The 25293-nt window shown below is 59.9% G+C and carries 25 protein-coding genes; 13 read left to right on the top strand and 12 right to left on the bottom strand.

Annotated features, from left to right (window positions below; all coding sequences use genetic code 11):
• The first annotated feature begins 353 nt into the window (after nucleotides 1-353).
• From ACL2XG_RS23005 to ACL2XG_RS22995, 3 genes are all read left to right on the top strand, one after another.
• The gene (locus tag ACL2XG_RS23005) at nucleotides 354-800 is read left to right on the top strand and encodes an N-acetyltransferase family protein (RefSeq protein ID WP_413721152.1); all 447 of its coding nucleotides are present in this window, start codon (nucleotides 354-356) and stop codon (nucleotides 798-800) included.
• Nucleotides 801-1002: 202 nt separating this feature from the next.
• Complete coding sequence (locus tag ACL2XG_RS23000; RefSeq protein ID WP_413721153.1) at nucleotides 1003-1956, top strand: quinone oxidoreductase family protein; 954 nt, start codon at nucleotides 1003-1005, stop codon at nucleotides 1954-1956.
• Nucleotides 1957-2078: 122 nt separating this feature from the next.
• Nucleotides 2079-2972, top strand: a complete 894-nt coding sequence (locus tag ACL2XG_RS22995) for an SDR family oxidoreductase (protein ID WP_413721154.1) — start codon at nucleotides 2079-2081, stop codon at nucleotides 2970-2972.
• A 26-nt stretch (nucleotides 2973-2998) separates the two neighbouring features.
• On the opposite strand, the gene ACL2XG_RS22990 is transcribed toward ACL2XG_RS22995, so the two are convergent.
• A complete protein-coding gene (locus ACL2XG_RS22990; protein ID WP_413721155.1) occupies nucleotides 2999-3607 on the bottom strand; it encodes a TetR/AcrR family transcriptional regulator in 609 nt (202 codons plus the stop codon).
• 115 nt (nucleotides 3608-3722) lie between these two features.
• Between ACL2XG_RS22990 and ACL2XG_RS22985 the strand changes: the two genes are divergently transcribed.
• Nucleotides 3723-4118 carry a hypothetical protein gene (locus tag ACL2XG_RS22985; RefSeq protein ID WP_413721156.1) on the top strand — a complete coding sequence of 132 codons (396 nt, stop codon included), beginning with the start codon at nucleotides 3723-3725 and terminating at the stop codon, nucleotides 4116-4118.
• Nucleotides 4119-4229: 111 nt separating this feature from the next.
• Here ACL2XG_RS22985 and ACL2XG_RS22980 read toward each other — a convergent pair whose 3' ends face one another.
• Nucleotides 4230-5249 (bottom strand): zinc-dependent alcohol dehydrogenase family protein, encoded by a 1020-nt coding sequence (locus ACL2XG_RS22980; protein ID WP_413721157.1) that lies wholly within the window; start codon nucleotides 5247-5249, stop codon nucleotides 4230-4232.
• Nucleotides 5250-5403: 154 nt separating this feature from the next.
• Here ACL2XG_RS22980 and ACL2XG_RS22975 point away from each other — a divergent pair, with 154 nt between their 5' ends.
• Nucleotides 5404-6318 carry a LysR family transcriptional regulator gene (locus ACL2XG_RS22975; protein WP_413721158.1) on the top strand — a complete coding sequence of 305 codons (915 nt, stop codon included), beginning with the start codon at nucleotides 5404-5406 and terminating at the stop codon, nucleotides 6316-6318.
• On the opposite strand, the gene ampC is transcribed toward ACL2XG_RS22975, so the two are convergent.
• A complete protein-coding gene (gene ampC / locus ACL2XG_RS22970) occupies nucleotides 6315-7490 on the bottom strand; it encodes a class C beta-lactamase (RefSeq protein WP_413721159.1) in 1176 nt (391 codons plus the stop codon). The two genes, ACL2XG_RS22975 and ampC, sit on opposite strands and share 4 nt — an antisense overlap.
• A 287-nt stretch (nucleotides 7491-7777) precedes the next feature.
• The gene (locus tag ACL2XG_RS22965; RefSeq protein WP_413723479.1) at nucleotides 7778-8275 is read right to left on the bottom strand and encodes a MarR family winged helix-turn-helix transcriptional regulator; all 498 of its coding nucleotides are present in this window, start codon (nucleotides 8273-8275) and stop codon (nucleotides 7778-7780) included.
• A gap of 156 nt (nucleotides 8276-8431) precedes the next feature.
• Here ACL2XG_RS22965 and ACL2XG_RS22960 point away from each other — a divergent pair, with 156 nt between their 5' ends.
• Nucleotides 8432-9370: an AraC family transcriptional regulator N-terminal domain-containing protein gene (locus ACL2XG_RS22960; RefSeq protein ID WP_413721160.1), complete on the top strand. Its 939-nt coding sequence runs from the start codon at nucleotides 8432-8434 to the stop codon at nucleotides 9368-9370.
• Between the two features lie 46 nt (nucleotides 9371-9416).
• Here ACL2XG_RS22960 and ACL2XG_RS22955 read toward each other — a convergent pair whose 3' ends face one another.
• Nucleotides 9417-9848, bottom strand: a complete 432-nt coding sequence (locus ACL2XG_RS22955) for a helix-turn-helix domain-containing protein (RefSeq protein ID WP_413721161.1) — start codon at nucleotides 9846-9848, stop codon at nucleotides 9417-9419.
• 488 nt (nucleotides 9849-10336) lie between these two features.
• On the opposite strand from ACL2XG_RS22955, the gene ACL2XG_RS22950 reads away from it, so the two are divergent.
• Nucleotides 10337-10948, top strand: coding sequence for a glutathione S-transferase family protein (locus tag ACL2XG_RS22950; RefSeq protein ID WP_410014038.1), 612 nt, complete (start codon nucleotides 10337-10339; stop codon nucleotides 10946-10948).
• Here ACL2XG_RS22950 and ACL2XG_RS22945 read toward each other — a convergent pair.
• A complete protein-coding gene (locus ACL2XG_RS22945; RefSeq protein WP_413721162.1) occupies nucleotides 10945-11853 on the bottom strand; it encodes a LysR family transcriptional regulator in 909 nt (302 codons plus the stop codon). The two genes, ACL2XG_RS22950 and ACL2XG_RS22945, sit on opposite strands and share 4 nt — an antisense overlap.
• 107 nt (nucleotides 11854-11960) lie before the next feature.
• Between ACL2XG_RS22945 and ACL2XG_RS22940 the strand changes: the two genes are divergently transcribed.
• From ACL2XG_RS22940 to ACL2XG_RS22925, 4 genes are all read left to right on the top strand, one after another.
• The gene (locus ACL2XG_RS22940) at nucleotides 11961-12893 is read left to right on the top strand and encodes an NADP-dependent oxidoreductase (protein WP_410014036.1); all 933 of its coding nucleotides are present in this window, start codon (nucleotides 11961-11963) and stop codon (nucleotides 12891-12893) included.
• 55 nt (nucleotides 12894-12948) lie between these two features.
• Nucleotides 12949-13818, top strand: coding sequence for an SDR family oxidoreductase (locus tag ACL2XG_RS22935; protein WP_410014035.1), 870 nt, complete (start codon nucleotides 12949-12951; stop codon nucleotides 13816-13818).
• 57 nt (nucleotides 13819-13875) lie between these two features.
• Entirely contained in the window at nucleotides 13876-14193 is a 318-nt protein-coding gene (locus ACL2XG_RS22930; protein WP_413723480.1) for an ABC-type transport auxiliary lipoprotein family protein, read from the top strand.
• Nucleotides 14194-14274: 81 nt separating this feature from the next.
• On the top strand, nucleotides 14275-14475 hold the full coding sequence (locus ACL2XG_RS22925; protein ID WP_410014028.1) for a hypothetical protein: 201 nt from the start codon (nucleotides 14275-14277) through the stop codon (nucleotides 14473-14475).
• 938 nt (nucleotides 14476-15413) lie between these two features.
• Here ACL2XG_RS22925 and ACL2XG_RS22920 read toward each other — a convergent pair.
• Nucleotides 15414-15548 carry a hypothetical protein gene (locus tag ACL2XG_RS22920; RefSeq protein ID WP_410014026.1) on the bottom strand — a complete coding sequence of 45 codons (135 nt, stop codon included), beginning with the start codon at nucleotides 15546-15548 and terminating at the stop codon, nucleotides 15414-15416.
• A 348-nt stretch (nucleotides 15549-15896) separates the two neighbouring features.
• Nucleotides 15897-16451, bottom strand: coding sequence for a TetR/AcrR family transcriptional regulator (locus ACL2XG_RS22915; protein ID WP_413721163.1), 555 nt, complete (start codon nucleotides 16449-16451; stop codon nucleotides 15897-15899).
• A gap of 92 nt (nucleotides 16452-16543) precedes the next feature.
• On the opposite strand from ACL2XG_RS22915, the gene ACL2XG_RS22910 reads away from it, so the two are divergent.
• Nucleotides 16544-17287, top strand: a complete 744-nt coding sequence (locus tag ACL2XG_RS22910) for an SDR family NAD(P)-dependent oxidoreductase (protein ID WP_413721164.1) — start codon at nucleotides 16544-16546, stop codon at nucleotides 17285-17287.
• 447 nt (nucleotides 17288-17734) lie between these two features.
• Here ACL2XG_RS22910 and ACL2XG_RS22905 read toward each other — a convergent pair whose 3' ends face one another.
• The 3 genes from ACL2XG_RS22905 to guaB all read right to left on the bottom strand — a co-directional run bounded on the left by ACL2XG_RS22905 (nucleotide 17735) and on the right by guaB (nucleotide 22026).
• Nucleotides 17735-18559: an isocitrate lyase/PEP mutase family protein gene (locus tag ACL2XG_RS22905; RefSeq protein WP_413721165.1), complete on the bottom strand. Its 825-nt coding sequence runs from the start codon at nucleotides 18557-18559 to the stop codon at nucleotides 17735-17737.
• Nucleotides 18560-18834: 275 nt separating this feature from the next.
• On the bottom strand, nucleotides 18835-20412 hold the full coding sequence (guaA, locus tag ACL2XG_RS22900) for a glutamine-hydrolyzing GMP synthase (RefSeq protein ID WP_413721166.1): 1578 nt from the start codon (nucleotides 20410-20412) through the stop codon (nucleotides 18835-18837).
• 150 nt (nucleotides 20413-20562) lie between these two features.
• Nucleotides 20563-22026, bottom strand: coding sequence for an IMP dehydrogenase (gene guaB / locus ACL2XG_RS22895; RefSeq protein ID WP_413721167.1), 1464 nt, complete (start codon nucleotides 22024-22026; stop codon nucleotides 20563-20565).
• 161 nt (nucleotides 22027-22187) lie between these two features.
• On the opposite strand from guaB, the gene xseA reads away from it, so the two are divergent.
• Nucleotides 22188-23633: an exodeoxyribonuclease VII large subunit gene (gene xseA, locus ACL2XG_RS22890; RefSeq protein ID WP_413721168.1), complete on the top strand. Its 1446-nt coding sequence runs from the start codon at nucleotides 22188-22190 to the stop codon at nucleotides 23631-23633.
• Nucleotides 23634-23660: 27 nt separating this feature from the next.
• On the opposite strand, the gene ACL2XG_RS22885 is transcribed toward xseA, so the two are convergent.
• Nucleotides 23661-24884: an MFS transporter gene (locus tag ACL2XG_RS22885; RefSeq protein WP_413721169.1), complete on the bottom strand. Its 1224-nt coding sequence runs from the start codon at nucleotides 24882-24884 to the stop codon at nucleotides 23661-23663.
• Nucleotides 24885-25293 lie beyond the last annotated feature (409 nt).

The following is a 25293-nucleotide window of genomic DNA, read 5'->3' as shown; positions in this document are numbered from 1 at the left end:
CATGTAATACCGGTGGGATTTTGGATAATATAAGAGGCAGGCTATGGATGCAACCTCTAACAGTTTTATCAATCATTGCGGCGTTAATGACTGCCGCCCAGGGCTTGCGCCACCCTCATACCGGTGTTTAAGACGGTGTATCCTCAGCGGCATCCCGCGTTTATATTAATCTAGTTTAAGCTTCAGCTAGATGCGACCGGATAATAATCGCGATCGCCTGCCGGCGGACCGCACCGCGCCGGCACCGCATCCTTTACCGCCTGGAAATAATAAGCACAATATTATTTATTCCATCTATAAGTTAAACTTGATACTGAGAAGGTAACAAATCAATAAGTTAACTAAGGTTTAAGATGAAAAAAGAGGATGTGGTTGTCAGGGATTACCGGGAAGCGGATCGTCCTTTTCTGCGTACTCTCTATCTGTCGGCACGCAAGACCGGCTGGACCTGGCTTGATAACCGTCAGTGGCGGCTGGAGGATTTTGACGGCGCCACGTTCGATGAAAAGATCATCGTCGCCGAAATACAGGGCCATATTGCCGGTTTTGCCTCGCTTTGGCTGCCGGACAGCTTTTTGCATAATTTGTTTGTCGATCCTGCCTGGCAGCGCCGCGGGGTAGCCACCGCGCTGCTGACGGCGTGCTATCCGCTCTGCCGCGGCACCATGGCGCTTAAATGCCTGCAGGAGAATGTGGGTGCGCAGCAATTCTATCTGCGTCACGGCTGGACGATTATCTCATCCGGTGTTTCCGAGCACGGCAAATATTATCTGATGCACCGCAGGATCCGGCAGCAGTAGCCAGGCGCGCCCGCGCCGCGTTTTCGTGGCCGCTGCCCCCGTCTTGGGGTTACAGGACGATGCGCGGGCGTCTGTTGCCGTGACGATTTATTCTTCTGTGCGGCTTTTCCTGGCGGCCATGTATGTGCATAATACACATATTATCCATTTGAACCCGGTTGCCATCGGGGATGGCCGGATTCGCGCCCAGGGGTGAAACGGAATGAAAGCAGCGATCGTAACAACGGCGGGCCAGCCCCCCGTCTACGGAGACTTCAGTGAACCAGCGCCCGCGCCGGGCAAAAGCCTGATCCGCGTCAGCGCGTCGTCGCTGAGCCACATCACCAGGAATCGCGCGTCGGGCGCGCATTACAGCGCCGACAGCGCGCTGCCGTTTATTCCCGGCATCGATGGCACCGGCATCACGCAAGACGGCCGGCGCGTCTATTTTCTGTTGCCGGTGCAGCCTTACGGCGCCATGGCCGAGCAATGCCTGGTGGACGCGGGCCATTGCATCGCCCTGCCGGACGACCTGGACGAGGTTTCCGCCGCCGCCATGGCCATACCGGGCATGTCGTCATGGGCGGCCCTGGTGGAACGCGCCCGGCTGCGCGGGGGTGAAACGGTGCTGATTAACGGCGCCGCCGGCACGTCCGGCCGCCTGGCAATCCAGATTGCCCGGCATCTCGGCGCCGGGAAAATCATTGCGACGGGACGCCGGACCGCATCGTTCGGCGATCTCCGCCGTCTTGGCGCCGACGTGACGATTCCGCTGGTCCAGAATTTGAACGCCCAGGAGCAGGCCTTTACGCACGAATTTCGCCAGGGCGTCGATATCGTGCTGGATTATTTATGGGGGGTTAGCGCGCAAACGCTGGCCATCGCCGCCGCCAAGGCCGGTCCTGAGGGCGTACCGATTCGTTTTGTGCAAATCGGCTCGTTAAGCGGGGCCGATATCACCCTGCCGGGGGCGGCGTTGCGGTCGTCCGCATTGCAGCTGATGGGCAGCGGCATCGGCAGCGTGCCGTTTCCGCGCATGCTGGCGGCCATCCAGGGCGTGCTGGCGGCGGCCCCGGAGGCCGGTTTTGCCATCGCGGCGCAATCCATGCCGCTGGCGGAGGTCGCGCGGGCCTGGGCCGCTGATAACGACGGCGCGCGCATCGTATTGCGGCCCTGAAAGCCCGTTCAGGGTCATTGCCGAACCTGTTAGTCGATATACCCGTATAACGTCACTACTTTACCCCTACGGCCGGAAAGCCGATAGTAGCTCTTCGCCCATACCTCTCTGGAGAAGCTATCATGCGTGTCTTTGTTACCGGCGCTACGGGGTTTATCGGCTCCGCCATTGTCAGGGAACTGATCGCCGCCGGCCATCAGGTGCTCGGTCTCGCCCGCTCGGAGGCCTCCGCCGGGTCGCTTATCGCCGCCGGCGCCCAGGCGCATCGCGGCAGCCTGGAAGATCTGGACAGCCTGCGCGCCGGGGCGTCCCTGTCCGACGGCGTCATTCATACCGCCTTTATCCACGACTTCACCAAAATGAAGGAAAATTGCGTGATAGACCGGCGCGCCATCGAGGCGCTCGGCGCCGCGGTCTCCGGCAGTGGCCGCCCCCTGGTGGTCACCTCCGCCACCGGGCTGATGTCGCTCGGCCGTAGCGCCACCGAGGACGATGTCCCGGCGGCCGGCCCCGATGCGATACCCCGGGTCGCCTCGGATAACGCGGTGGCCGCGCTGGCGGCGCAGGGCGTGCGCGTCTCGCTGGTACGCCTGCCGCCTTCGGTCCATGGTGAGGGCGATCATGGCTTTGTGCCGCTGCTGATCGGCATCGCGCGCGAACGGGGCGTTTCAGCGTATGTGGACGAGGGCCTTAATCTTTGGCCCGCCGTGCACCGGCTCGACGCGGCGCGTTTGTTCCGGCTGGTGCTTGAACAAGGCGCTGCGGGCGCCCGCTATCATGCCGTCGCAGAAGAAGGGGTGCCGTTTCGCGCGATCGCCGAGGTTATCGGCCGCCGCCTGGGCCTGCCGGTCGTCGCCAAGACCGCCGGTGAAGCCGCCGCACACTTCGGTTGGTTCGCGCACTTCGCCGCGCTTAACAGCCCGGCCCTGAGCCGGCAGACCCGCGAACAGCTGGGCTGGCGGCCGGAGCAGCCTGGACTGATTGCCGATCTCGACCACCCACGCTATTTTTCCTGACCGGCACGGCGGTTTTCGGCCGGTGATCAGGAAGAAGCCGGTATGTTTTGGGCTTCGCCGGCGAGCAGATGGCGCCTGGCGCTCGCCATAATCTCATCCGAGAGCGCCTGCCCTTTTGTGGCCCGGGCCAGCACCAGCGCCCCGACCAGGGTGGCCATCTCAGCCAGTGCGGCTTCCCGCGCAGCGCCGGCATCGCCCTCTTCCCGCCCATCGGCAAGCAGGGCAATCAGTTTTTCCAGCCCCTGGAGAAACGCCAGGCGCACGGGCTTGTCTTGCGGCTCACGGGCGACATCGGTGGCCAAGGCGGCCAGCGGGCACCCCGTTGCCACCGCCGTCAGGTTCTGCGGCGCGAGATATCCCTCAATCAGCGCGGCGTGCGCCGCGGCGGGGTCCCCGGTTCCGTCCATGCGCGCATGCCAGCGCTCAACCGAATCCCCGAAGGCCTTGGCGCAGGCAATGGCGGCCAGTTCATCCTTCGACGCAAAATGCCCGTAGAACCCGCCATGCGTCAAGCCCACCGCGCCCATCAGATCGGCGACGCTGACGCGCAGGCCCTGTTCACGGAACAAACGTGACGAGGCGTCTACAATGGCGACGCGGTTGCGTTCGGTTTCGGCTCTTGATACCCGCGGCATGGCAACTCCCACTATGGCATATACATTATCAGCATCATCTATTATAGCCCTGGCAGCTATCCGGCGCTACACTGTTTGCCCCTGCCCGCGTGTTTCACTGTGAAGGAGAGAGCCCATGCCTTATCTGCAACTTGATGTAAACGGCCATTATGCCACGCCGGATAAGCAGCGCCTGGCCGCCAAACTCTGCGCCACCTATGCCGATATGATGTCCGTCGATATCCGGCGTATCAGCATCGCCATCCGGGAATTGGGCGCAGGCGGCGTCTGGCGTATTACGGCGGCCGATAGCGCGCCGGAGCCGGTTTCGGTGCTGATGCTGGACATCCGCAAAGGCCGGTCGGCCGACCAGCGCATGGCGGTGGCCAAGGCGCTTTGCGCGCACTGTGTCGAAATACTGGGACTGCGCGCGGATCGGCTCAACGTCGAGTTTACCCAGCATGACGGCGACGAGATGTATCACCCGCAGCTGGGCGGCTACAGCCCGGATTGGGAGCCAGGCCAACGCTAGGCGGCAGACAATTTGTCGGCGCTATTGCGCAGCGCCCGCGCAAAGACGCGCCAGAACGCCTGGGGATATTGCGGCGAAGGCTTTCCGCAAGCTGGCGCCGTTGGCCGGGCGCTACATTTCCATAACGATCTTGCCGAAAGCGCCGCGGTCGAGATGATCGAGCGCCGCGGCAAGATCAGCCAGCGGATAGCGGGTATCGATCACCGGTTTAAGGCCCGTCCGGTCGACGGCCCGGACCAGATCCTCCAGCGCGCGGCGATGGCCGGTGCCTATACCCTGGATGCTGACATCCTTAAGCATCAGCGGCATGGCCTGAGCCGACACCTCGAACCCCTCCAGCGCGCCAATCTGGTAGATGCGCCCGCCGACAGCCGCCGTCTGGACGGCCTTGCCGAGGTGCGGTCCGCCGACCAGCTCGAAAATATGATCGGCGCCGCGGTCGCCGGTGATGCGCAGTACCGCGTCCACCCAATCTGCGTGCCGGCGATCGATGCCATGATCCGCGCCCAGCGCCATGGCGCGCGCCAGCTTGTCGGCGCTGGCGGAGACAATGGCTTCGGCCCCATGCGCCTTGGCGATCTGCAGGCCGAACAGCGCGACGCCGCCCGTTCCCTCTATCAGCACCGTCTCGCCGGCGCGCAGGCGGCCGCGCTCGACAAGCGCGAACCAGGCGGTAAGCCCGGCGCAGGGCAATGTACTGGCTTGCGCATCATCCAGCGTATGCGGCGCCCGCACGAACCAGTCTTCCGGGAACGCCACATAGTCCGCCAGCACGCCGGGATAAAAACCGCCCAGGGTACGATAGGACGGCGTGCGGGCGTCACCGCGCCGGACGCCGTCGATCCAGCCGGGCGTGAAGGTCGAGATGACGCGCTCGCCGGTGCTGAAGCGGGCGGCATCCGCGCCCGCGGCGATCACCGTTCCCGCGAGATCGGAACCGGGGGTGAAGGGAAACGCGATGGGTAAACCCCGGCCGCTTTCGGTTACCATCTTGTCGCGATAATTGAGCGAGACGGCGGCCACCTTCACCAGGACTTCGCCCCGCCCCGGCGCCGGAATCGGCACCTCACGCAGCGCCAGCCGGTCCCGGCCTATGGCGTCCATCTCCCAACGTCTCATGGTTTTTGTCATCACGTACTCCGTTGCATCTTGGCGGAAAGGGCGTCCCGCGCGATCATCCGCCCGGCAGAGGCCCTTGAGGTTAGGGTCCGCACAGTATCGCATCCTGGATAGTGCATGATAATGCGCTATAATCGGCACAATCTGTTGAATGTGAGGCAACTGTATGAAAGGCGCGGAATTCGCCGAGCTGCTGGCTTTTATGGCCGTCGCGGAAGAAAGAAGCTTCCGTCGCGCCGCCCGGCGGCTGGGCCTGTCGCCCTCCGCCCTCAGCCACACCATCCGCTCGCTTGAGGAGCGCCTGGGCGCCAGGTTGCTTAACCGCACTACCCGCAGCGTGGCGCCAACCCAAGCCGGCAGCGACCTGGCCAATCGCCTGCGCCCCGCGGTCGCCGATATGGAGGGGGCCGTCAGGGACGTCGGCGCCTGCCAGCTGCAGCCGCGCGGCGTGGTGCGCGTGAACCTGCCGCGTATTGCCGCCCGCCTGGTGGTGACGCCTGTCCTGGCGGCGTTCCAGGCGCTTTATCCTGACGTATGGCTTGACCTGGTGATTGATGACAGCCTTACCGATGTCGTGGCCAGGGGGTTTGACGCGGGGATCCGTTCGGGGGAGCTGGTGCAGCAGGATATGGTGGCGGTCAGGCTGACGCCGGACCTGAAGATGGCGGTCGTCGGGTCACCCGCCTATTTCGCTGGCCGAACGGCGCCCCAGGCGCCACGGGAGCTGCGCGATCACCGGTGCGTCACCTACCGCTGGCACGAGACCGGCGCGCTGTACCGCTGGAGCTTCCAGGGTCCGGACGGCTCCCTGGCCGTCGACGTCGACAGCGCCATTACCGCCAACGACACGGATCTGCTCCTTGCGGCGGCGCTGCAAGGCGCCGGCCTCGCGTTCCTGCCCGAAAGCTTTGTTGCGCCCTATATTGACCGCGGGGAGCTGATCCATGTGTTGGAAGAATGGTGCAAACCCTTTCCGGGCTTTTATCTCTATTATCCCAACAAGCCCCATATGCCGGCGGCGCTCAGGGCGTTCGTCGACTTTATCAAGCTGCCGATCCCCTCGCTTGGCGCGCGGGTTTAGCGCGCCAGGGCGTCCTGCCCGGCTATGTCGTTAAAGATCCGCCATGCCGCCTGGGCGCGCTCAACATTCGGATAGTTGCGGTTGGCCAGCATCACGATGCCCATTTTTTTCTCGGGGATAAAGGCCACATAGGCGCCAAAGCCGTTGGTGGCGCCGGTTTTATTCAGGAAAACGGCCTGATTGGGCGGCGTGGGAGGGGTATGGATTGTTACCGGCTGGATAGCATGCGTCATATCATCCGCATTCCCGTCGATAACCGTCTGCAGCGCCACCGGCCAGGGGTATTGCTCCCAAATCATGTCCTGGGTGTATTTCGTGGTTGAGAAATAGCCGCGATGGGTTGCGGTCACGGCTTGCTGCACAGGCGATCCCTCGCCATTGCCCAGCATATTGGCGTCGACAAACCGGATCATATCGGCGGCGGTGGATTTTACGCCATAGGCCTCTTCGCCCAGCAGGCCGGGAGTGACGCGTACCGGCTTATTCTGCTTATCATACCCCCAGGCATAGTTTTTCATCTCCTGTTCCGGCACGATAATCCAGGTATGGCGCATGTCCAGCCCGGGCAGGATGACGTCCCGCAGCAGATTAACATAGGTTCCTCCCATCGCCCGGGCGGAGATAAGTCCCAGGACGCCGATACTGATATTGGAATAAGAGCGCCCCTGCCCGGCGCCCTGCGCGGAACGCCAGGCGCGCAGGTAGTCCATCAGCTGCGCCTCGTTGGTTACGGCATCGGGAACCTGCAGCGGCAGCCCGCCGCTGGTATGGGTGGCCAAATTGATAAGCGTCAGGTTGCCGAAAGGGGTATCCCGCAAGATGGGCAGGTATTGCCCGACTTTGTCGGATAAGGCCAATTTATTGTGCCGTGCGGCATAGGCGGCCAGCGCCACGTTAAACGTTTTACTCACCGACCCGAGCTCAAACAGGGTATCGGACGTGACTTTTTTTGCCGGTGCCCGTTGCGCCAGCCCGTAGTTATAGAAATAGTGCCTGCCGTCCACCGTAAGGGCCACGGCCATGCCGGGAATCTGGTGCTTTTCCATCATCGGCAGGATGGCGCGATCGACGTCGGCGCGATAGGCATCCGGCGCTGCGTCGGCAGCCCGGGCGCTTAGGGTGATGGCAAGCAGGGACAGGGCGATAAAGGGAAATGGCTTTGTTTTATACATAAAACGCTCATTACGATGGATGATAGGCACTGGTGCAGTCATTAACCTGTATGACGGTTAAAACAGCGTGGGTGCATGCGATGTTGTCTTCGCCAACGGATAACATGATCATCTCCACTGATTCAATATCTGATAAACCGGCCATGATTAGGTCGTATTTGCCCGCCGCGAATCCGCTGCTTAATGTCAAAAATACCCCCGCCGGGTACCGCCGCTCAGCGGCAAAATACGATGCCTACCCTTTATTGCCCGGTAATGCCGATGCCTTAGAAGATAACCCGCGCGCGCTATGCATCGGCCTGATTGTCGGACGCAGAGCGTTCAAGATCGTGCGCAAACCGGCACGCCAGCCGCACCAGTTCGTCAAATTCCGCCGGGTCCCAATGCGAAAAAATCGCCCGTCCCCTCCGCTCCCGCGCGGCATCCACGGCATCGGTCATTAATTTTCCCTTCGGCGTTACCTCCGCTTCCCGCAGGCGGCGATCGATCATCCCGGGTCGACGCGTCACCAAACCCAGGCTCTCAAGCTTGGCAACCTGGCGGCTGACCGTGGTGTGGTCGCGCCCGACGCGATCGGCAAGGCCCACCACGCCGATGGGCCCGAGACGCTCTATCAATACGAGCAGTGGAAACAAGGCCCGATCGAGCGCAATGCCGGCCTCCCGTACCATGGCTTCATCGTTCTGCGGACGGTTCATCACGCTCACGATCCCCAGCAGCGCCCCGTGCAACACCCGGAGCTGTTCAGAAATTTGTTTATCCCGCACTCTTTTTCCCGTTGATATAGCCCGATGTCTATTCGGTGCATATTACACAGACAGGATCGGATCGCGATAGCGAATTCAGCGGCTGAGCCATTCCCTTGCCGGAAATTAATCAATCAATCAACCACCACGATTGAGTATACTGACGTCCTACGCCATCGCATCAGGAAGGCCGCCATGATTTTTGAACCTGACGAAGCGGATCGCCGCCTGCGCAATGAAACCGAACACATCCGTGCCGGGCTTGCACGCCGGATCACGGCCTTTGTCGGGGACGGCGAGGAACGCGCCACGACTCTGCCCGGCCTGAGCTTTGCACAGGTCAGGGAGCCGAGACCGCCGACGTCCTATCTCTATGAGCCGAGCCTTTCCATGATTATTCGCGGCAGGAAGCGCGTTCAGCTCGGCAATACCACCTACCTCTATGACGAGTCCCGCTTCCTGCTGACCGCGGTCAATCTTCCTACCGTGACCGAGGTGCTGGAGGCCAGCCCCGCGGTCCCCTATGTCTCGTTGCTGATGAGGCTGGATCTTCAGGCGGCGCGGCAAATCATCGCCGACGTGGATACGCACGCATCGAACGCGCCTGTGGCGGGAACGGCCATGGCAACCGGCCCCGCCACCCCTGAGCTTTTCAATGCCGTGGCGCGTCTGGTCGATCTGCTCGACAAGCCTCGGGATCTTCCCCATCTGGGTGCGCTTATCCAGCGGGAGATCATCTATCGCATCCTCACCAGTTCAGCGGGGACGCGTTTTCGGGAAACCGTCTTACTCGGTACGCAAAGTCAACGAACCGCCAAGGCGATCGCCTGGCTGCGGGAAAACTATACGCAACCACTGCGCGTCGAGAACCTGGCGGAACTGGCCGCCATGGGCGTCTCCACGCTGCACCATCACTTCCGGGCCATGACCGCGATGAGTCCCTTGCAATATCAAAAGCATCTGCGGCTGCATGAAGCCCGGCGCATTCTCCTGGGAGAAAATATCGATGCCGGCACCGCGGCGATCCGGGTCGGCTACGAAAGCGTCACGCAGTTCAACCGCGAGTACCGGCGCATGTTCGGCGCGCCGCCCATTCGCGACGTCACGTCATTACGGACGGCCAGGGCGAGATGAACCGCGCAGGGCCCGCCCTCCCGTTACTGGCGGGCCAATAGGTAATTTAAAGGCGATAACCGGGGCCTGGGCGCGGGCTGTTTTTTAATGTGAGGACCGGCTGTAAACCATAATCCGTGCGCACGGGTAAACGCCGGTACGCCGAAGGCGTGATATGGAAATTTTTTTTAAACGCCCGGGTCAGGGCCGAATGATCGTCGAATTGGTATTTATGGGCGATGTCCTTGATGGTGATTGCCGACTGGCGCAACTCCTCGGCCGCACGGGTCAACCTTCTTTTGCGGGTGTAGGTGGCAAGGGAATACCCGGTGAGCTTTTTGAACAATCGCTGTAAATACCATTTGCTGTAGCCGGACTTGGCGGAGAGTATCCCCACATTCAGCGGCGCCTCAAGATTGCTTTCAATCCATATCAACAAATCATCCAAAATATTCTCATGGTACATAATGACTCCCAGGTTAAGATCGTTCTTTTCCACCCGGTTCCCTTTACAGGCACGGTAAGGCGGCAAGGTATGTTATGGCTTACCGGCTTACCACCCACTTACTGTCGCGCACCAGAACTCGGGGCGGCGAACGGATGGCACTGAAATACTTGCGGCCATTTCCCCTTTGATTTGCGCCGCGACCGCTTCTGGTGGATGAGCTGAGGCAACGCTTATGCTGCCTGGCCTCAAGTGGCGCGTCGCAATGAATCAGGCGGCAGGCCGCCGAAGCGTAACCGGCCCTTTGGCACCTTTGGCGACGACGAGATGCGGCTGGCCCTGTCATGCTGGATCCATTGCCGCCCCCGTTGTGCCAATCAGCGGACAAGACTACCGGCTAAGCGGCACGTTAAACATGATCCCGTTACCGCGGATAATCCCGGGCAACAACGCGCGATACGTTGGGAGGCCGTGTTACGTTGCCGTAAAGGATCGCAATTCTGTCGGCGTTGACATCAAGCTACAAACAAGAGGTTGGAACAATGTTGCTGTATCAATTTCGCATGGGCACAAACCCGCGGCGCGTCATCATCTATCTCGCGGAGAAAGGGATCGACATCCCACGCTACGAACTCGATTACGCGAACGGCGAGCATCGCTCCGTTCGCTACCTGGGCATCAATCCGTCGGGCAGGGCCCCGACCCTGGTAACCGATACCGGCCTTGCGATCACTGATTCGGCGGCGATCGTCGAATACCTGGAGGAACGCTTTCCGGACAGGCCGATGATAGGTTCCGACCCCCTCTCACGGGCACGCGTGCGCTCGCTTGAAAGGTTGGGCAGCGATCTGGTCGCCCGGGGCCAGTTGTGGCTCTGGAACCAGACCAACGCCTTCCCGGCAAAGGAGCCGGCCCCGTCGCAGGAGACGGCCGATCGCATCTCCCGCTACTTATCGGAACTTCTCGATATCCTGGAGAAAGAAATTGGCGGGAAGGCATTCCTCGCCGGCGATGAACCGACGATTGCCGACTTCACCGTCTTCCCGATTTTTCAAACGGCGCGCGAGAGGTTCAGCCTTCCCTTCGGCGAAGATCATCCGCGGTTGGATGCCTGGTACAGGCGCTTTCGGTTACGCCCGAGCGCAGACTATTAGAGCGGTTGGCGCAAACCATTATCCCCCATGGGCAGGGTAAAGGATCCATGGGGATACTGGTTGCACATGAACTCCACGAAGGCCCGGACTTTGGCGCTCTGCAAACGGCGCGACGTGTGCAGAACCCATAGCTCGACTTCGTCGCCGGCAATCCCCCACATCACCAGTTCGCCCTTTTCCAGCAGGCTCCCGATAATGGACTGCGGCAGCATCGCCGCCCCGGCGCCGGCGGCAATGGCATCCCGCACCATCAGGAGCGAAGACAAACGCAGAACAGGTTGTGGTTCGACGGTGAACTGACCGTTGCGGACCGACCAAATATCGCCGTCGCGATAGGAAGGCATGACGACCGCCGGAACCTGGAAAGGCTTGTCGCGTCGCCCCGTCGGCATCTGAACGGATGGCGCGGCGGCAAGGACCAGCCTGTCCCTGGCAAAGCACCTGCCGACCAATGTGCTGTCCTTGCCCGGATTGATGCGGATGGCGACATCGAAATGTTCTTCCACGAGATTGACGAGACGATCCTCCGCCACGGCGTCGATCTGGACGTCGGGATAGAGCACCAGGAACTCAGCGGCAAGCCGCCCCAGCGCCAACTGCGAAAACAGGAGCGGTGCCGCGAGGCGCAGACGGCCCCGCGGCGTCCCGAGGCCGTCCCGTGCCGCCGCCACCGCTTCAACAACCTCGCGCATCGGCCCCTCCGTTCTGCTCAGCAACAGGTGGCCGGCTTCGGTCAACTCCAGGCGCTGCGTACCCCGCTCGATAAGCCTAATGCCCAGCGCTTCTTCGAGATCGGCGACACGGCGCGACAGGGTTGCCTTAGACCGGCCGCTGGCGCGGCTGGCCTTGCCGAAGCCGCCGTGAGCCGCCACCAGCTGAAAATCCTCTAGGGCGTTTAAATTCATGATGTCTCATTTTCAATACAAGTTGTCTATATTTTAGAGTCTTTGTTTTGAATATGAAACCCTTTATTGTTGGGTCATACGCAACCCACACCCTAAAGGAGTTTCTTATGAACCACATTCGTGCACTGGTGCTCAACGAGTACGGCGGCCCCGCCGCCGTCGGGATTTCGTCAGTGGCGGCGCCGACGGCAGGCGCAGGCCAGGTGCTGGTCCGCGTCCAGGCCGCCGGCGTCAATGGCCTGGACTGGAAGGTCCGGGAAGGCTATGTCCGGGACGCTTTCCCGCTGCAGTTGCCGACCGTCCTGGGCATCGAACTCGCCGGCGTCGTCGAAGCGGCAGGCCCGGGCGTCACCCGGTTGCGCAAAGGCGATCGCGTCATGGGACCGCTCGGCGGGCTGGGCGCCTACGCCGACCTGGTGGCGGTGAGCGAAGCCAATCTCAGCCCGGTGCCGGACTCGCTGAGCTTCGTCGAAGCGGCGTCGCTTCCCGTCGCGTCGGTGGCGGCGTGGCAAAGCCTGAACTTCGCCGGCCCCATCGGTTCCGGGCAGCGCATCCTGATCCAGGGCGCGGCCGGCGGTCTGGGCGGCTTCGCGGTGCAATACGCACATCAAGCCGGCGCCGTGGTGTACGCCACCGCCTTGGGCAGCCACGCCGACTATGTCCGCGGCCTGGGCGCGAACCAGGTTATTGCCTACGATAAAGAGCAGTTCGAAGCCACGGCAAGCGATATCGACCTGGTGCTCGACTACATCGGAGGCGAGGTGCTGAACCGCTCGTGGTCCGTCCTCGCCGAAGATGGCGTCATCGTCAGCACCGCATCGCCGGCCATACTGGCGAGCACCCCGGCAGGGCGCCGCGGCCTTTGGTTCATGAACACGCCGGATGCCGCACGGCTGCAAGCGATCGCCGAAGATGTGGCGCGTGGACGCTTGCAGTCCAGGATTGGCGCCGTCGTGTCCTTCGGCGAACTGCCCGCGGCTATCGAGCGTAATCGGACGCAGCCACAGGTGGGCAAGACCGTGGTGGATTTCTCCCTGTGAATCCACTGCGCCACATTGAAATAAACCAACCAACCTAAACCATGGAGACATCATCATGACCATTCTCGTTACCGGCGCTACCGGCACTGTCGGCCGCCAAGTCGTCGAACAGCTCGTGAAGCGCGGCGCCGATGTCCGCGCGTTCGTGCGCGATCCCGCAAAAGCCAACTTCCCGGCCGGCGTCGGCATCGTCCAGGGCGACCTGCTCGACGTCGACGCGCTGCGCGCCGCGTTATCAGGCGTCTCGACGCTATTCCTGCTCAACGCCGTCGTTGCCGACGAATTCACGCAGGCGCTGATCGCGCTCAACCTCGCCCGCGACGCAGGCATCGAGCGGATCGTCTACCTTTCGGTGATCCACAGCGACCGCTACGCGAACGTGCCGCACTTTGCGGGCAAGTTCGCCGTCGAGCGGATGATCGAGCAGCTTGGCCTGACCGCGACCATCCTGCGCCCCGCCTACTTCATCAACAACGACGTCACCATCAAGGACGTGGTGACTAGCCACGGTATCTACCCGATGCCGATCGGCAGCAAGGGGCTCGCCATGATCGACGCGCGCGACGTCGGCGAGATCGCGGCCATCGAACTCTTGCGCCGCGAGAAGTCCGCCGCGGCGCTCCCGCTTGAGCGGATCAACCTGGTCGGCCCCGAGACGCTGACCGGCCCTGACGTCGCCGCCATCTGGACCGACGTCCTCGGGCGCCCGATCGCCTTCCCCGGCAACGACACCGCGGGGTTCGAGCACAGCCTGCGGCAATTCATGCCGGGCTGGATGGCCTACGACATGCGCCTGATGGGAGAGCGTTTCCTCACCGAAGGCATGCTCCCGGATGCCGGCGACGTCGAACGCCTCACCACGCTGTTGGGACGCCCGCTGCGCTCTTATCGCGCCTTTGCATCCGAGATCGCCGCCGCAGTTTGACAGCGCGATCCGCCTGGCGCTTGGCCGGGAAACACTTAGCCAGCTTTCGCCGCACGCCTGGCCACCCGGGATATGTCCGGGCTGGCCAACCGCACCGACTCCCTGCCGATACTTACCATTCACCTCCAAGTGCGCCGGTTCGACGTGTGGCCCGGACAGTTTGTTGAATTTGCCGCCGATTGGCGCCTGAGCCGGCTCAGCGGCGATCGGCGCATCGGGCTTACCTGCCACAGCCAATTCACTGAGCTTGCACTGGGCGAAGATGCGACTATGCTAGCGTCGCAACGCCAGGTGATAACGCGGCTGGCGGCGCAGATTGCCACCCAGGCCAGGAACTGGGTTCGTGACAATCGCGACGTTTGCGTCGCGCCATAACCCACGCCTGCGGGCCGCCGCGCAACGTGGCGCCCTGGGGTTATCTGATGATTAAACTGCATAGAGGCAGGAAACCACACTATGAAAAAAATACTATTGCCAGTTTACATCGCGCTGGCTTTTTTACTCAACGGCTGCCTGATGGTGGGCGGACACGACCGGCACCCGGACCGGCGCTATGACGATCGCTACAACCACCACCAAGGCCGGTTAAGCGACCGGGATCGTGAGCATATCCAGGGGCGTGATCGCGATCGCGACAATAGCCCGCGTTATAGATAAAACTTATCCGGCTACCATTGCTAACATCACGTCTATATACACTGACCCTTACCGGATTATCGTGGTCAGCGCAGCGATGCGGGCGCGCTGACCGGGGTAATGCCTGCACGACCAGAGCTTGGGAATCGGGGCGATCGGTGAAGGGAAGCCAGTCCCGCGAGGACCCTGCCCAATCGATTGACCATTGCGACAAGATGACGAGGCTAACCTCATGGTAATGTACGTTTTTTATACCAACGATACGGCATTAAACGTTTACGAAAGTAAGCTGCTACACCATGCCGAGATAGCAAAAATCACCGCCGACGGGTTTTATAAACTGGACCAGGAAGTTGAAGCATCAACACAAATTGAGGCGATAAAAAAGTTGGCCGCGCGACGCAGGGAAGACGCGGAATCCCTGGGCGCATTCACCAAAAACATGTTATTTTCCTCGGTGATAGGATCATTAATCTGATAAAGCAATTGTCATGTTAGTCTCCCCCTCCCGCCTATCCTTGGGTAAGTGCTGTGCAAGTGACATGCGGCTATTATTATAGTAGCCGCATTGCGGTTTTCCTCCCGCGGCTAACCCGACAATCAAAGTGTTCCGCCACGCCGCCGGCGTGCGTTGACGGCAGGCGTTGGTTACAGATGCGTGCCCAAGGAAATACAGCCGGATAACATCAACACTAATGGCGTACAACTTAGCCAAATGATTCTTTTCATATTCACCCCCCGAGATCGCGATGCTCAATAAACTCGCGCCCGTCCATAGATTAAAATAACGAAACACAGCCGGTTAGGACGAATATCGACAGCATGCATAAAGGTAAAATCAGTCGGTTCATAAAAACTCCAAATGGGTAAACAACTGGGATTATTTAAGGTACGGCTGTAGGTCACGGCTTTTACTGCAAGGCGTTGAGCGGAAACCCTACTAAACCGTACCGTACTGTTTAGTTTTGCATGATCTTTATTTGCCTGTCAATAGAACGATGCGCTATTTTTAATCCACCGCTGCCTGTTTGCTCGTAAGCGTAAGCGATGAGATGATCTTCCCCCTTCTTCACGACAGCATCCATTTCCGCCATGATGGATAAACTTTAATCAGAAGAAAAAGTAAGAGGGATACCCTGTTTGAAATGAAATTTACCGGCATCGATCTGGCTAAAACGACCTTTTATCTCTTCAGTACCCATGCTTACGGAAAACCGGCTGGCAAGATAAAACTTCCGCGTAGCCGTTTACGCTCAGCAACCGCCTATGACTGTTGCTATGGAAGCTTGTGGAGCATCACATCACTGGGCAAGAGAGATACAAAAGCTCGGCCATAAAGCAATCTTGATTCCGGCCCAATATGTCAGGGCTTATCAGCGGCGCCAGAAAAATGTGTCTTGCCGTGTCGCAAAAATCCTAAAATCAGCGACCCAAATGTGGCTTCAACGCACGCCTACCCCATTCAAAAACAGGCTCACCAGATGCGCGATCCGTGCTTTTGGAGAGCTGTCTTTCTCGACAGCGAGTGAGATTGCCGTTGCGATGCACACCAAGTCGTCGAAAGTGACATCAGGCCGAATAGCTCCGCCTCTCTGCGCCAGGTCCAAAAGACGGACCCCTTCCCCACTGGTTGCCAGGCATCCCGGCGTTCCAACCTGGAGAACCGTTCCGAGCAAGGCCGCGAGGCCGCGATAGACCGTAGTGTATTGAACCAGCTCTTCGAGATAGGCCCGCAAGCCGCCCAGTGGGGCAAGCTCTGCGTTTCTGGCACGGCTGGTTTCTGCTAATGCCAGGAAACGAGCGCTGTAGGCCGCCGCCAATAGATCTTCGCGTGTCGGAAAGCGCCGATATAGCGTGCCGATTCCTACGCCCGCTCGTTTCGCAACGTCCTCTAATGAGGCGCTCGCGCCTTTCTCAAGAAACACTTCCTCGGCGGCGGCAAGAATACGCTCCCTGTTTCGCTGCGCATCGGCTCTCAATGTGGGTTCATCGGTCAAAGGAATAGTCTCGCTGCTACTTGTTAAGTGGAGGATACCTCCATATAATAAATGGAGCAATCCTCCACTTGATACGAAAGCGAGCTCACGACATGACGAAACGATTTGAAAATAAGGTTGTGGTGGTTACGGGCGGCACGGACGGCATCGGTTTGACCACGGCGGCGTCCTTCGCGGAACAGGGCGCTCATGTGTACATCACTGGCCGCCGCCAAGAGCGCCTAAATGAGGTTCTGAAGGAAATCGGGCACGGTGCCATTGGGGTGCAAGGCGATGTCAGCAATCTTGCCGACCTTGATCGTCTGTACGCACAGATCCAGCGAGAGAAAGGCCGCGTGGATGTGGTCTTCGCCAATGCTGGCGTATCGGAATCCGCACCCATCGGTGGCATTGAGGAAGACCATTTCGATCGCGTGTTCGGCATCAATGTGAAGGGCACGGTCTTCACGGTGCAAAAAGCCCTGCCGCTGATGTCTGCTGGCGGCGCGGTTGTGCTGACTGGATCAGGAGCAGGCAGCAAGGGCTTTGCAAATCTATCTGTCTACAGCGCGACGAAGGCGGCGATCCGCTCGCTCGCCCGCACCTGGACGACCGACCTGAAAAGTCAGGGCATTCGGGTGAATGTCGTTTCGCCGGGCATGGTACTGACCCCGGCAATGCAGACCTATCTGCAAAACAACGCCGGCGCTGAAGAATGGATGCAGCAAACCATCCCGTTCGGCAGGCTCGCCACGACTGAAGAAATCGCCAAAGCCGTGCTATTTCTGGCGTCGGACGAAAGCAGCTTTGTCGGTGGTGAGGAACTGTTCGTTGATGGTGGCTTCGTGGCCGTCTGATATGCGGTGCGACCCTTCAGTCTTGTGACCTGTGCTAAGGCCGTCTAGCCGACTGGCGACGACAGGTTAATTCGCTCTTCGGGGCGACAATAAGGCCACTGGGTCTACCGCGCATTTTCGCCAGTCTGAGGGGGTGAAAAGAAATATTCCCTTTTTATCTTTGTCATTTGTCGCCTAAGTCCAACGTTTTGCGACAACACCTCGCCGTCGGTTTTTCCTGGCGCTCAGACGTTGCAAAAGTCAGTCGCAAATTCCCTATAATATGCGGCAATATTTGCAACACAATGGGGGCGCCATGAGAGACAAACACAGCCCCTGTACGCTCGACCTGGAAAGCGGCCGGCTGCGGATCGGTTACGCCAGGGTATTGAGCGATGACCAGGACTTGAGGAATCAGTGCGACGAATTGCACACGGCAGGCAGAAATGCAAACCTGAGCTTAGAAGGCTAAGCACCTTCAGACTTTCTAAAAAATGCCTCCAGTTCGGAGAAACCAATAGCCTTCTTCGAATAACCGAAAGTACCTTCAGCGCATATCTCGCGGGCTGCCTGAACAAAAGAACCGTATGCCAGTCTGGCCATTGATGCGCCAACGCTGATACGTTTCACTCCCGCGTCGGCCAGTTGCACAACACTGAACGTCTCACCCGGCAATCCCATAACAACGTTAACTGGCCTTGTCACTGATTCACAAACGGTCTTGATCATTGAAAGATCGTGAAGGCCGGGAGCATAAAGTACATCAGCTCCCGCCTTTTCAAAAGCTTGTAATCTCAGGATCGTATCATCCAAATCAGGACGTCCCCACATAAAATTCTCGGCGCGAGCCGTGATCACAAAATCATGATCCAGCGCCTCCCGCGCTTTTACTGCGGCTTCGATACGATCGACTGCGAGGCTTAAATCATAGACAGGGGCATCGGGCAGACCGGTATGATCTTCGAGGGAGCAACCTGCCAGACCAATATTGACCGCAATTTTTATGGTTTCCGCGGCACTGTCCGGATCATCACCAATTCCTTTTTCAAGATCCGCTGACACTGGCAGAGACGTTGATTCAACAATGGCCTGACAATGATCAATAGTCTGCTTCCACGAAACCCGCCCTTCAGGTACACCTAAGGAGAATGCAAGACCGGCACTGGTCGTAGCAAGTGCCTGGAATCCCATACTTTCAAGTATTCTGGCCGTCCCGATGTCCCAGGGATTAGGAATAATAAAAGTATCTGGCATTTCATGAAGGAGCCGAAAAGCCTTGCTCTTATCTCCCATAAATGCCCCTTTGAGTGGTATTAATTTGTTTTAAATGGCTGGAAATCATTCGGAGCCATCCGTTGATTATCAAACTAAATACACAGCTGTTTTCGCCGTGGAGAGTTTCATCACCCTATATCAAAAAACTCATTCGAGGCAACCGACCTTATGCTGGAGTTCTATTCCATATAAAGCCAGATGGATTCCCATGGCCCACAAAAAAAATCGCCAATAAATCCTATGATTTTACTGGCGATTTTAGACGTTAGCGGAACTCAGTGGATGCTAAAAACTTATTCCCACTCAATCGTCGCCGGCGGTTTCCCCGATATATCGTAAACCACCCTTGAAATCCCATCGACTTCATTGATGATTCTGTTAGACACCCGGCCCAGGAACTCATAGGGCAAATGCGCCCAGTGAGCGGTCATAAAGTCGACGGTTTCCACCGCGCGCAGCGAGACCACCCAGTCGTATTTGCGGCCGTCGCCCATGACGCCCACTGAGCGTACCGGCAGGAATACGGTAAATGCCTGGCTGACCTTATGGTAGAGCTCGGCCCGGTGCAGTTCCTCGATAAAAACCGCGTCGGCGCGGCGCAGCAGGTCGCAATATTCTTTCTTCACTTCGCCCAGCACGCGCACGCCAAGACCCGGTCCCGGGAAGGGATGACGATAAAGCATATCGTAGGGCAGGCCCAGCTCCAGGCCGATTTTGCGCACTTCATCCTTGAACAGTTCTTTCAGCGGCTCCACCAGGCCCAGTTTCATCTCTTTCGGCAGGCCGCCGACGTTGTGATGGGACTTGATGACATGGGCCTTGCCGGTGGCGGAGGCGGCGGATTCGATCACATCCGGGTAGATGGTGCCCTGCGCCAGCCATTTGACCAGGGATTGTTTGCTGGCTTCCTGATCGAAAACCTCGACAAATACCCGGCCGATGATTTTGCGTTTGGCCTCCGGCTCGTCCACGCCGGCCAGCGCACTGAGAAAACGCTCTTCGGCGGCGACATGGACGATATTCAGGCCGTATTTCTGGCCGAACATTTCCAGCACCTGGTCGGCTTCGTGCAGGCGCAGCAGGCCGTTATCGACAAACACGCAGGTTAAACGCTTGCCGATGGCGCGGTGCAGCAGCATGGCGGTGACCGAGGAGTCCACCCCGCCCGACAGACCGAGGATCACGTGATCCTCGCCTATCTGCGCGCGCAGCCGGCTGACCGCGTCCTCGATGATCTTATCCGGCGTCCACAGGGCCTCGCACTGGCAGATATCAAGGACAAAGCGTTGCAGAATGCGCTGTCCCTGGCGGGTATGGGTCACTTCCGGGTGGAATTGCACGCCGTAAAAATGCCGTTCTTCGTCGGCCATAATGGCGAACCGGCAGCTTTCGGTGCTGGCGACGGTAACAAAACCCGCCGGAATGCCGGTGACCTTGTCGCCGTGGCTCATCCACACATCGAGCAGCGGCCGGGTGTTGACGCTTAAGGAATCCTGGATATCGCGCACCAGCTGGCTGTCGGCCACCACCTCGACCTGGGCGTAGCCGAACTCGCGCTGGCTGGAGCCTTCCACCCGGCCGCCCAGCTGCATGGCCATGGTCTGCATGCCGTAGCAAACGCCCAAGACCGGCACGCCGGCCCGGTACACATAGTCCGGGGCGATGGGGCTGTTCAGTTCGGTGGTGCTTTCCGGGCCACCGGAAAGGATGATGCCGCTGGGGGCGAAGGCGCGGATCTGCGCCTCCGTCACGTCCCAGGCCCAGAGTTCGCAATAGACGCCGAGCTCACGGACGCGGCGGGCGATCAGCTGCGTATATTGCGAGCCGAAGTCCAGGATCAGGATGCGGTGTTGATGAATATTGTCTGTCATAGAAGGCATATTCCAGGAGCGGATAGCAAATAAAATACGTCCCGGCCGCGGCCGGGAAGAATAACAGCTGGGAGGGCCGTTACTCGGCCATCCGAAGCGTAATTAACTGCGGGCCGCCGACGCGGGTCAACGCCGCGCCGTGCGCAGCGCTTAGCCCATGCGGTAATTCGGGGATTCTTTGGTGATGGCGACGTCATGGACGTGGCTTTCCTGAATACCCGCGCCGCTGATACGCACAAATTCAGCCTTGGTGCGCAGCTCGTCGATAGTAGCACAGCCGGTCAGGCCCATACAGGAGCGCAGCCCGCCCATTTGCTGGTGGACGATTTCCTTCAGGCGGCCTTTATACGCCACCCGGCCTTCGATACCTTCCGGCACCAGCTTGTCGGCAGCGTTGTCGGTCTGGAAATAGCGATCGGAGGAACCTTTGGACATGGCGCCAAGCGACCCCATGCCGCGGTAGGATTTAAACGAACGGCCCTGGTAGAGCTCGATTTCACCGGGGGATTCCTCGGTGCCGGCCAGGAGCGACCCGACCATGACGCAGGAGGCGCCGGCGGCGATGGCCTTGGCGATATCGCCGGAGAAGCGGATACCGCCGTCGGCGATAACCGGGATGCCGGTGCCTTCCAGCGCTTCCACCGCATCGGAAATGGCGGTGATTTGCGGCACGCCCACGCCGGTGACGATACGGGTGGTGCAGATGGAGCCGGGACCGATGCCCACTTTAACCGCGCTGACGCCGGCCTCGACCAGCGCGATGGCGCCGGCGCCGGTAGCGATATTGCCGCCGATAATCTGCAGGTCGGGATATTTGGCGCGGGTGGCGCGGATACGTTCCAATACGCCCTCGGAATGGCCGTGGGAGGAATCGATCAGCAATACGTCGACGCCGGCGGCGACCAGCGCGTCGATACGCTCTTCGTTACCGGCGCCGGCGCCTACCGCCGCGCCTACCCGCAGGCGGCCGTGCTCGTCCTTGCAGGCGTTGGGCTTGCGCTCCGCTTTCTGGAAATCCTTGACGGTAATCATGCCGAGCAGATGGAAATGCGCATCCACCACCAGCGCTTTTTCCACGCGCTTTTCATGCATTTTCTGCAGCACGACTTCGCGCGCCTCGCCTTCTTTTACCGTGACCAGGCGCTCTTTCGGCGTCATGACCGCGGTAACCGGCTGGGACAGGTCGGTGACAAAACGCACGTCGCGGCCGGTGATAATGCCCACCAGCTCGTTGTCGCCGGTGACCACCGGGTAGCCGGCAAAACCGTTACGGGCGGTCAGTTCCTTTACCTGGGATAAGGTGGTGGCGGGAGTAACGGTCTTGGGATCGGTGACCACGCCGCTTTCGTGTTTTTTCACCCGGCTGACTTCTTCGGCCTGGCGTTCGATGGACATATTTTTATGGATAAAACCAATGCCGCCTTCCTGGGCCAGGGCGATAGCCAGGGGCGCTTCAGTCACGGTATCCATGGCGGCGGAGAGCAGCGGAATATTCAGGCGTATTTTTTTAGTCAGTTGCGTGCCGAGTTCGGCCGTGTTGGGTAACACCGTGGAATGTGCAGGTAACAGGAGGAGATCGTCGAACGTTAGAGCTTCTTTTGCGATACGTAACATAGCAATATCTCACCAGGATGAATGTATAAAATATTGCCGTGGCATTATACAGAACGTAACCGGTTGCCTCCAGCACTTTTTAAAAAAAATGCTTGATCTGCGCTGAGCGATAAGTAATATCAATCGATTAACCCTTATTTATAGAAGTTGATCTGGCTCACATGTCTTCACCGCCCACCGCTTTGATTTTTACCGTCTCCCGTCTTAACCAGACGGTGCGCGAACTGCTGGAAGGCGAAATGGGCCAGGTCTGGCTGACCGGCGAAATCTCCAACTTCTCGCAGCCCGCCTCCGGCCACTGGTATTTTACGCTGAAGGACGATCGCGCCCAAGTGCGTTGCGCGATGTTTCGCAACAGCAACCGGCGGGTAACCTTCCTGCCGCGCAACGGCCAGCAGGTGCTGGTGCGGGCGGCGCTGACGCTGTACGAACCGCGCGGCGAATACCAGTTGGTAACCGAAAGCATGCAGCCCGCCGGCGACGGCCTGCTGCAACAGCAATTCGAGCAGCTTAAGCAGCGCCTGTCCGCCGAAGGTCTTTTTGACAGCATCCATAAGCAGCCTTTGCCCAGCCCGGCCCGCCGGGTCGGCGTGATCACCTCCGCCAGCGGCGCGGCGCTGCATGATATCCTCAATATTCTGCGGCGCCGGGATCCCTCGTTGCCGGTGGTGATTTATCCCACCCAGGTGCAGGGCCAGGACGCGCCGGCGCAGATCGTGCGCGCCATCGAGGCCGCCAACCGGCGCGGCGAGTGCGACGTGCTGATCGTGGGCCGCGGCGGCGGTTCGCTTGAAGATCTCTGGGGCTTTAACGATGAGCGGGTGGCGCGGGCGATTTTTGCCAGCCGCCTGCCGGTGGTGAGCGCGGTCGGCCATGAAACCGATGTCACCATCGCCGATTTTGTCGCCGACCTGCGCGCCCCTACCCCTTCGGCGGCGGCGGAGCTGGTCAGCCGCAATCAGCTGGAGCTGGCGCGGCAATTACAGTCCCAGCAGCAGCGCCTGGAAATGGCGATGGACTATTTTATGGCACAGCGCCAGCAGGTCCTGACCCGGATGCAGCACCGCCTGCAGCAACAGCATCCGCACCTGCGCCTGGCGCGCCAGCAAACGGCGCTGATAAAACTGCGCCGCCGGCTGGACGACAGCCTGCAGGGGCAGTTGCGCCAGGCGCGCTTACGCCAGGAGCGTTTGCTTCAGCGCCTGGGCCAGCGGGCGCCGCTGCCGCGCATTAATCACGCGCAGCAGCGCTTACAGTCTTTAGGCTACCGGCTGCGGCAGGCGATCGGCGGCCGCTTGAACCAGCAGGGGCACATACAGGCGCTGCGCTACCGGCTGGCGCAGGGCATCACCCGGCAGTTAAGCGGGGAGCAGCGGACCTTCGGCATGCTGTGCTCCCAGCTGGAAGCGGTCAGCCCGCTGAAAACGCTGGCGCGCGGGTTCAGCGTTACCACCGATACCAGGGGGGCGCTGGTCAAACGGGCCCGGCAGGTGAAGGCGGGGGATATCCTGTCAACACGTCTGGAAGACGGGCGGGTGGAAAGCCAGGTGCTGAGCGTCACGCCCGCCGCGGCGAAATCCGCGCGGCGCGCCAAAGACGCCGGATAACGCCCGGGGCCGGCGCCGTACGCCTGATTAATTCTGATTACCGCGCGCGGAGGCCAGGCGGGCAAAAGCGTTATAGCCCGCGCCAATCACCAGCAATGCGCAGGTGCCGAAAAACACCGGCCGCATACCAAAATGCCCGCCGATAAACCCGCCCAGCAGCGGCCCCGCCACCTGGCCGACATATTGCGCCGAGGTGGAATAACCCAGCATCCTGCCGGCAATCTTGTCCGGCACGTTATGGCGGATAACGCTGGCGATACAGGGCAGCAGCCCGCCCAGCGCCACGCCCATAAAAAAGCGCAATACCACCAGTTGCCAGCCGCGGGTGACCATCGCCTGCGGAATCAGCAATAGCCCCGCGACCAGCAGGCAGCCGATTATCACCGTCCACGGCCCGTTGCGATCGGCCAGCCTGCCGAGCCAGGACGCGGAGACAATGCTGCCCAGCGCCGCGCTGGCCATCACCAGTCCGGCGACAAACGTGACCTGCGTGGACGCCACCAGTTGCGCCACGTACAGGGTGATAATCGGCTCGATGGACATATTGGCCACCATCAGCAGCGCGCCGGTAATCAGCATCGCCAGCACCGGCCGGGTAAACCCGGCGGCCTCCTCCGGCACGCTCTCTTTTTTGCGCCTGATGGTGGCGCCCGGTTCTTCCCGCAACAAAAACGTCGTCGCCAGGAAGGAGATAAAAATCGTCGCGCCGGCCACCATAAACGTGGCGCGGATGCCGATAAGCGGCGGCAGGGTGCCGCCTATCAGCGGACCGATGAAATTACCGGCCATGATGCCGGAAGACAGGACGCCCAGCGCCCAGCCGGTGCGCGCTTTGGGGGTTTGGGTCGCCACCAGGATCATGGACCCCGACGCATAGCCCCCCAGCAGGCCGGCCAGCAGGCGCAGCGCCACCAGTTGCCAGACGCTGTGCGCCATGCCCAGCAGTGTCATGGCGACCGCCATGCCGAGGCTGGCGCGGATCAGCATCAGCTTGCGGCCATAGCGATCGCCCAGGCGTCCCCACAGCGGCGCGGTCAGCGCCGCGCTGAAAAAGGTGGCGCCATAGGCCAGGCCCGACCAGAGGCTGATGGCGGCGTGGGTCGTTGCGCCCAGCTGTTCTACATACAGGGGCAGGAACGGCAGCAGCAGGGTCATGGCGATAATGGTGGTGAACGAACCAAAGACGCAGACAAACAAATTTTGTTGCCAGTAGCGGCTGCCGTCAGCCGAATCCGTCGGGGTGCTTGTCATATCCTTCCTGCGATCTGTGATGGCCATGGATTGGCGGAAATAATTAACCGCGCGTCGCCGTAGTGCTCCCGAGTAGCAAAAATAATATCAATCCAGCCGCCATGAAAACAACTTCTGCGCTACGGAAAAAAAGAGTGAAATGACGAGCTGCTAATTATTCCCGTAATAAAGAGGATCCGGCTGCCTAATGGGTCAACCATCGCAGATTACACTTAAAATGCCTTTTTTGTCCTGATAAAAAGAGAGTAAGCATTTGTTAATGAATGGTAAAAATTAATCAGCACCTTTGGACAAACAGCTGTTTATCAACCATTTACAACCTATAAGCTTTATGTATCTTAACCAGGTGATAACATCACTTTTTAGTTTACTTAGCCGTTGACGGCTAATAGAATCAAAAACGCTAAGC

It is taken from the genome of Sodalis sp. RH24 (genome assembly GCF_047324145.1).
In the GTDB taxonomy this organism is placed as follows: Bacteria; Pseudomonadota; Gammaproteobacteria; order Enterobacterales; family Enterobacteriaceae; genus Acerihabitans.
This window is presented reverse-complemented; position numbering and strand designations above follow the sequence as displayed.

Excerpts from the sequence above, each read along its gene's own strand:
- ACL2XG_RS23005 (WP_413721152.1), top strand. The coding sequence starts at position 354 with ATGAAAAAAGAGGATGTGGTTGTCAGGGATTACCGGGAAGCGGATCGT.
- ACL2XG_RS23000 (WP_413721153.1), top strand. The coding sequence starts at position 1,003 with ATGAAAGCAGCGATCGTAACAACGGCGGGCCAGCCCCCCGTCTACGGA.
- ACL2XG_RS22995 (WP_413721154.1), top strand. The coding sequence starts at position 2,079 with ATGCGTGTCTTTGTTACCGGCGCTACGGGGTTTATCGGCTCCGCCATT.
- ACL2XG_RS22990 (WP_413721155.1), bottom strand. The coding sequence starts at position 3,607 with ATGCCGCGGGTATCAAGAGCCGAAACCGAACGCAACCGCGTCGCCATT.
- ACL2XG_RS22985 (WP_413721156.1), top strand. The coding sequence starts at position 3,723 with ATGCCTTATCTGCAACTTGATGTAAACGGCCATTATGCCACGCCGGAT.
- ACL2XG_RS22980 (WP_413721157.1), bottom strand. The coding sequence starts at position 5,249 with ATGACAAAAACCATGAGACGTTGGGAGATGGACGCCATAGGCCGGGAC.
- ACL2XG_RS22975 (WP_413721158.1), top strand. The coding sequence starts at position 5,404 with ATGAAAGGCGCGGAATTCGCCGAGCTGCTGGCTTTTATGGCCGTCGCG.
- ampC (WP_413721159.1), bottom strand. The coding sequence starts at position 7,490 with ATGTATAAAACAAAGCCATTTCCCTTTATCGCCCTGTCCCTGCTTGCC.
- ACL2XG_RS22960 (WP_413721160.1), top strand. The coding sequence starts at position 8,432 with ATGATTTTTGAACCTGACGAAGCGGATCGCCGCCTGCGCAATGAAACC.
- ACL2XG_RS22950 (WP_410014038.1), top strand. The coding sequence starts at position 10,337 with ATGTTGCTGTATCAATTTCGCATGGGCACAAACCCGCGGCGCGTCATC.
- ACL2XG_RS22945 (WP_413721162.1), bottom strand. The coding sequence starts at position 11,853 with ATGAATTTAAACGCCCTAGAGGATTTTCAGCTGGTGGCGGCTCACGGC.
- ACL2XG_RS22940 (WP_410014036.1), top strand. The coding sequence starts at position 11,961 with ATGAACCACATTCGTGCACTGGTGCTCAACGAGTACGGCGGCCCCGCC.
- ACL2XG_RS22935 (WP_410014035.1), top strand. The coding sequence starts at position 12,949 with ATGACCATTCTCGTTACCGGCGCTACCGGCACTGTCGGCCGCCAAGTC.
- ACL2XG_RS22925 (WP_410014028.1), top strand. The coding sequence starts at position 14,275 with ATGAAAAAAATACTATTGCCAGTTTACATCGCGCTGGCTTTTTTACTC.
- ACL2XG_RS22920 (WP_410014026.1), bottom strand. The coding sequence starts at position 15,548 with ATGGCGGAAATGGATGCTGTCGTGAAGAAGGGGGAAGATCATCTCATC.
- ACL2XG_RS22910 (WP_413721164.1), top strand. The coding sequence starts at position 16,544 with ATGACGAAACGATTTGAAAATAAGGTTGTGGTGGTTACGGGCGGCACG.
- ACL2XG_RS22905 (WP_413721165.1), bottom strand. The coding sequence starts at position 18,559 with ATGGGAGATAAGAGCAAGGCTTTTCGGCTCCTTCATGAAATGCCAGAT.
- guaA (WP_413721166.1), bottom strand. The coding sequence starts at position 20,412 with ATGACAGACAATATTCATCAACACCGCATCCTGATCCTGGACTTCGGC.
- guaB (WP_413721167.1), bottom strand. The coding sequence starts at position 22,026 with ATGTTACGTATCGCAAAAGAAGCTCTAACGTTCGACGATCTCCTCCTG.
- xseA (WP_413721168.1), top strand. The coding sequence starts at position 22,188 with ATGTCTTCACCGCCCACCGCTTTGATTTTTACCGTCTCCCGTCTTAAC.
- ACL2XG_RS22885 (WP_413721169.1), bottom strand. The coding sequence starts at position 24,884 with ATGACAAGCACCCCGACGGATTCGGCTGACGGCAGCCGCTACTGGCAA.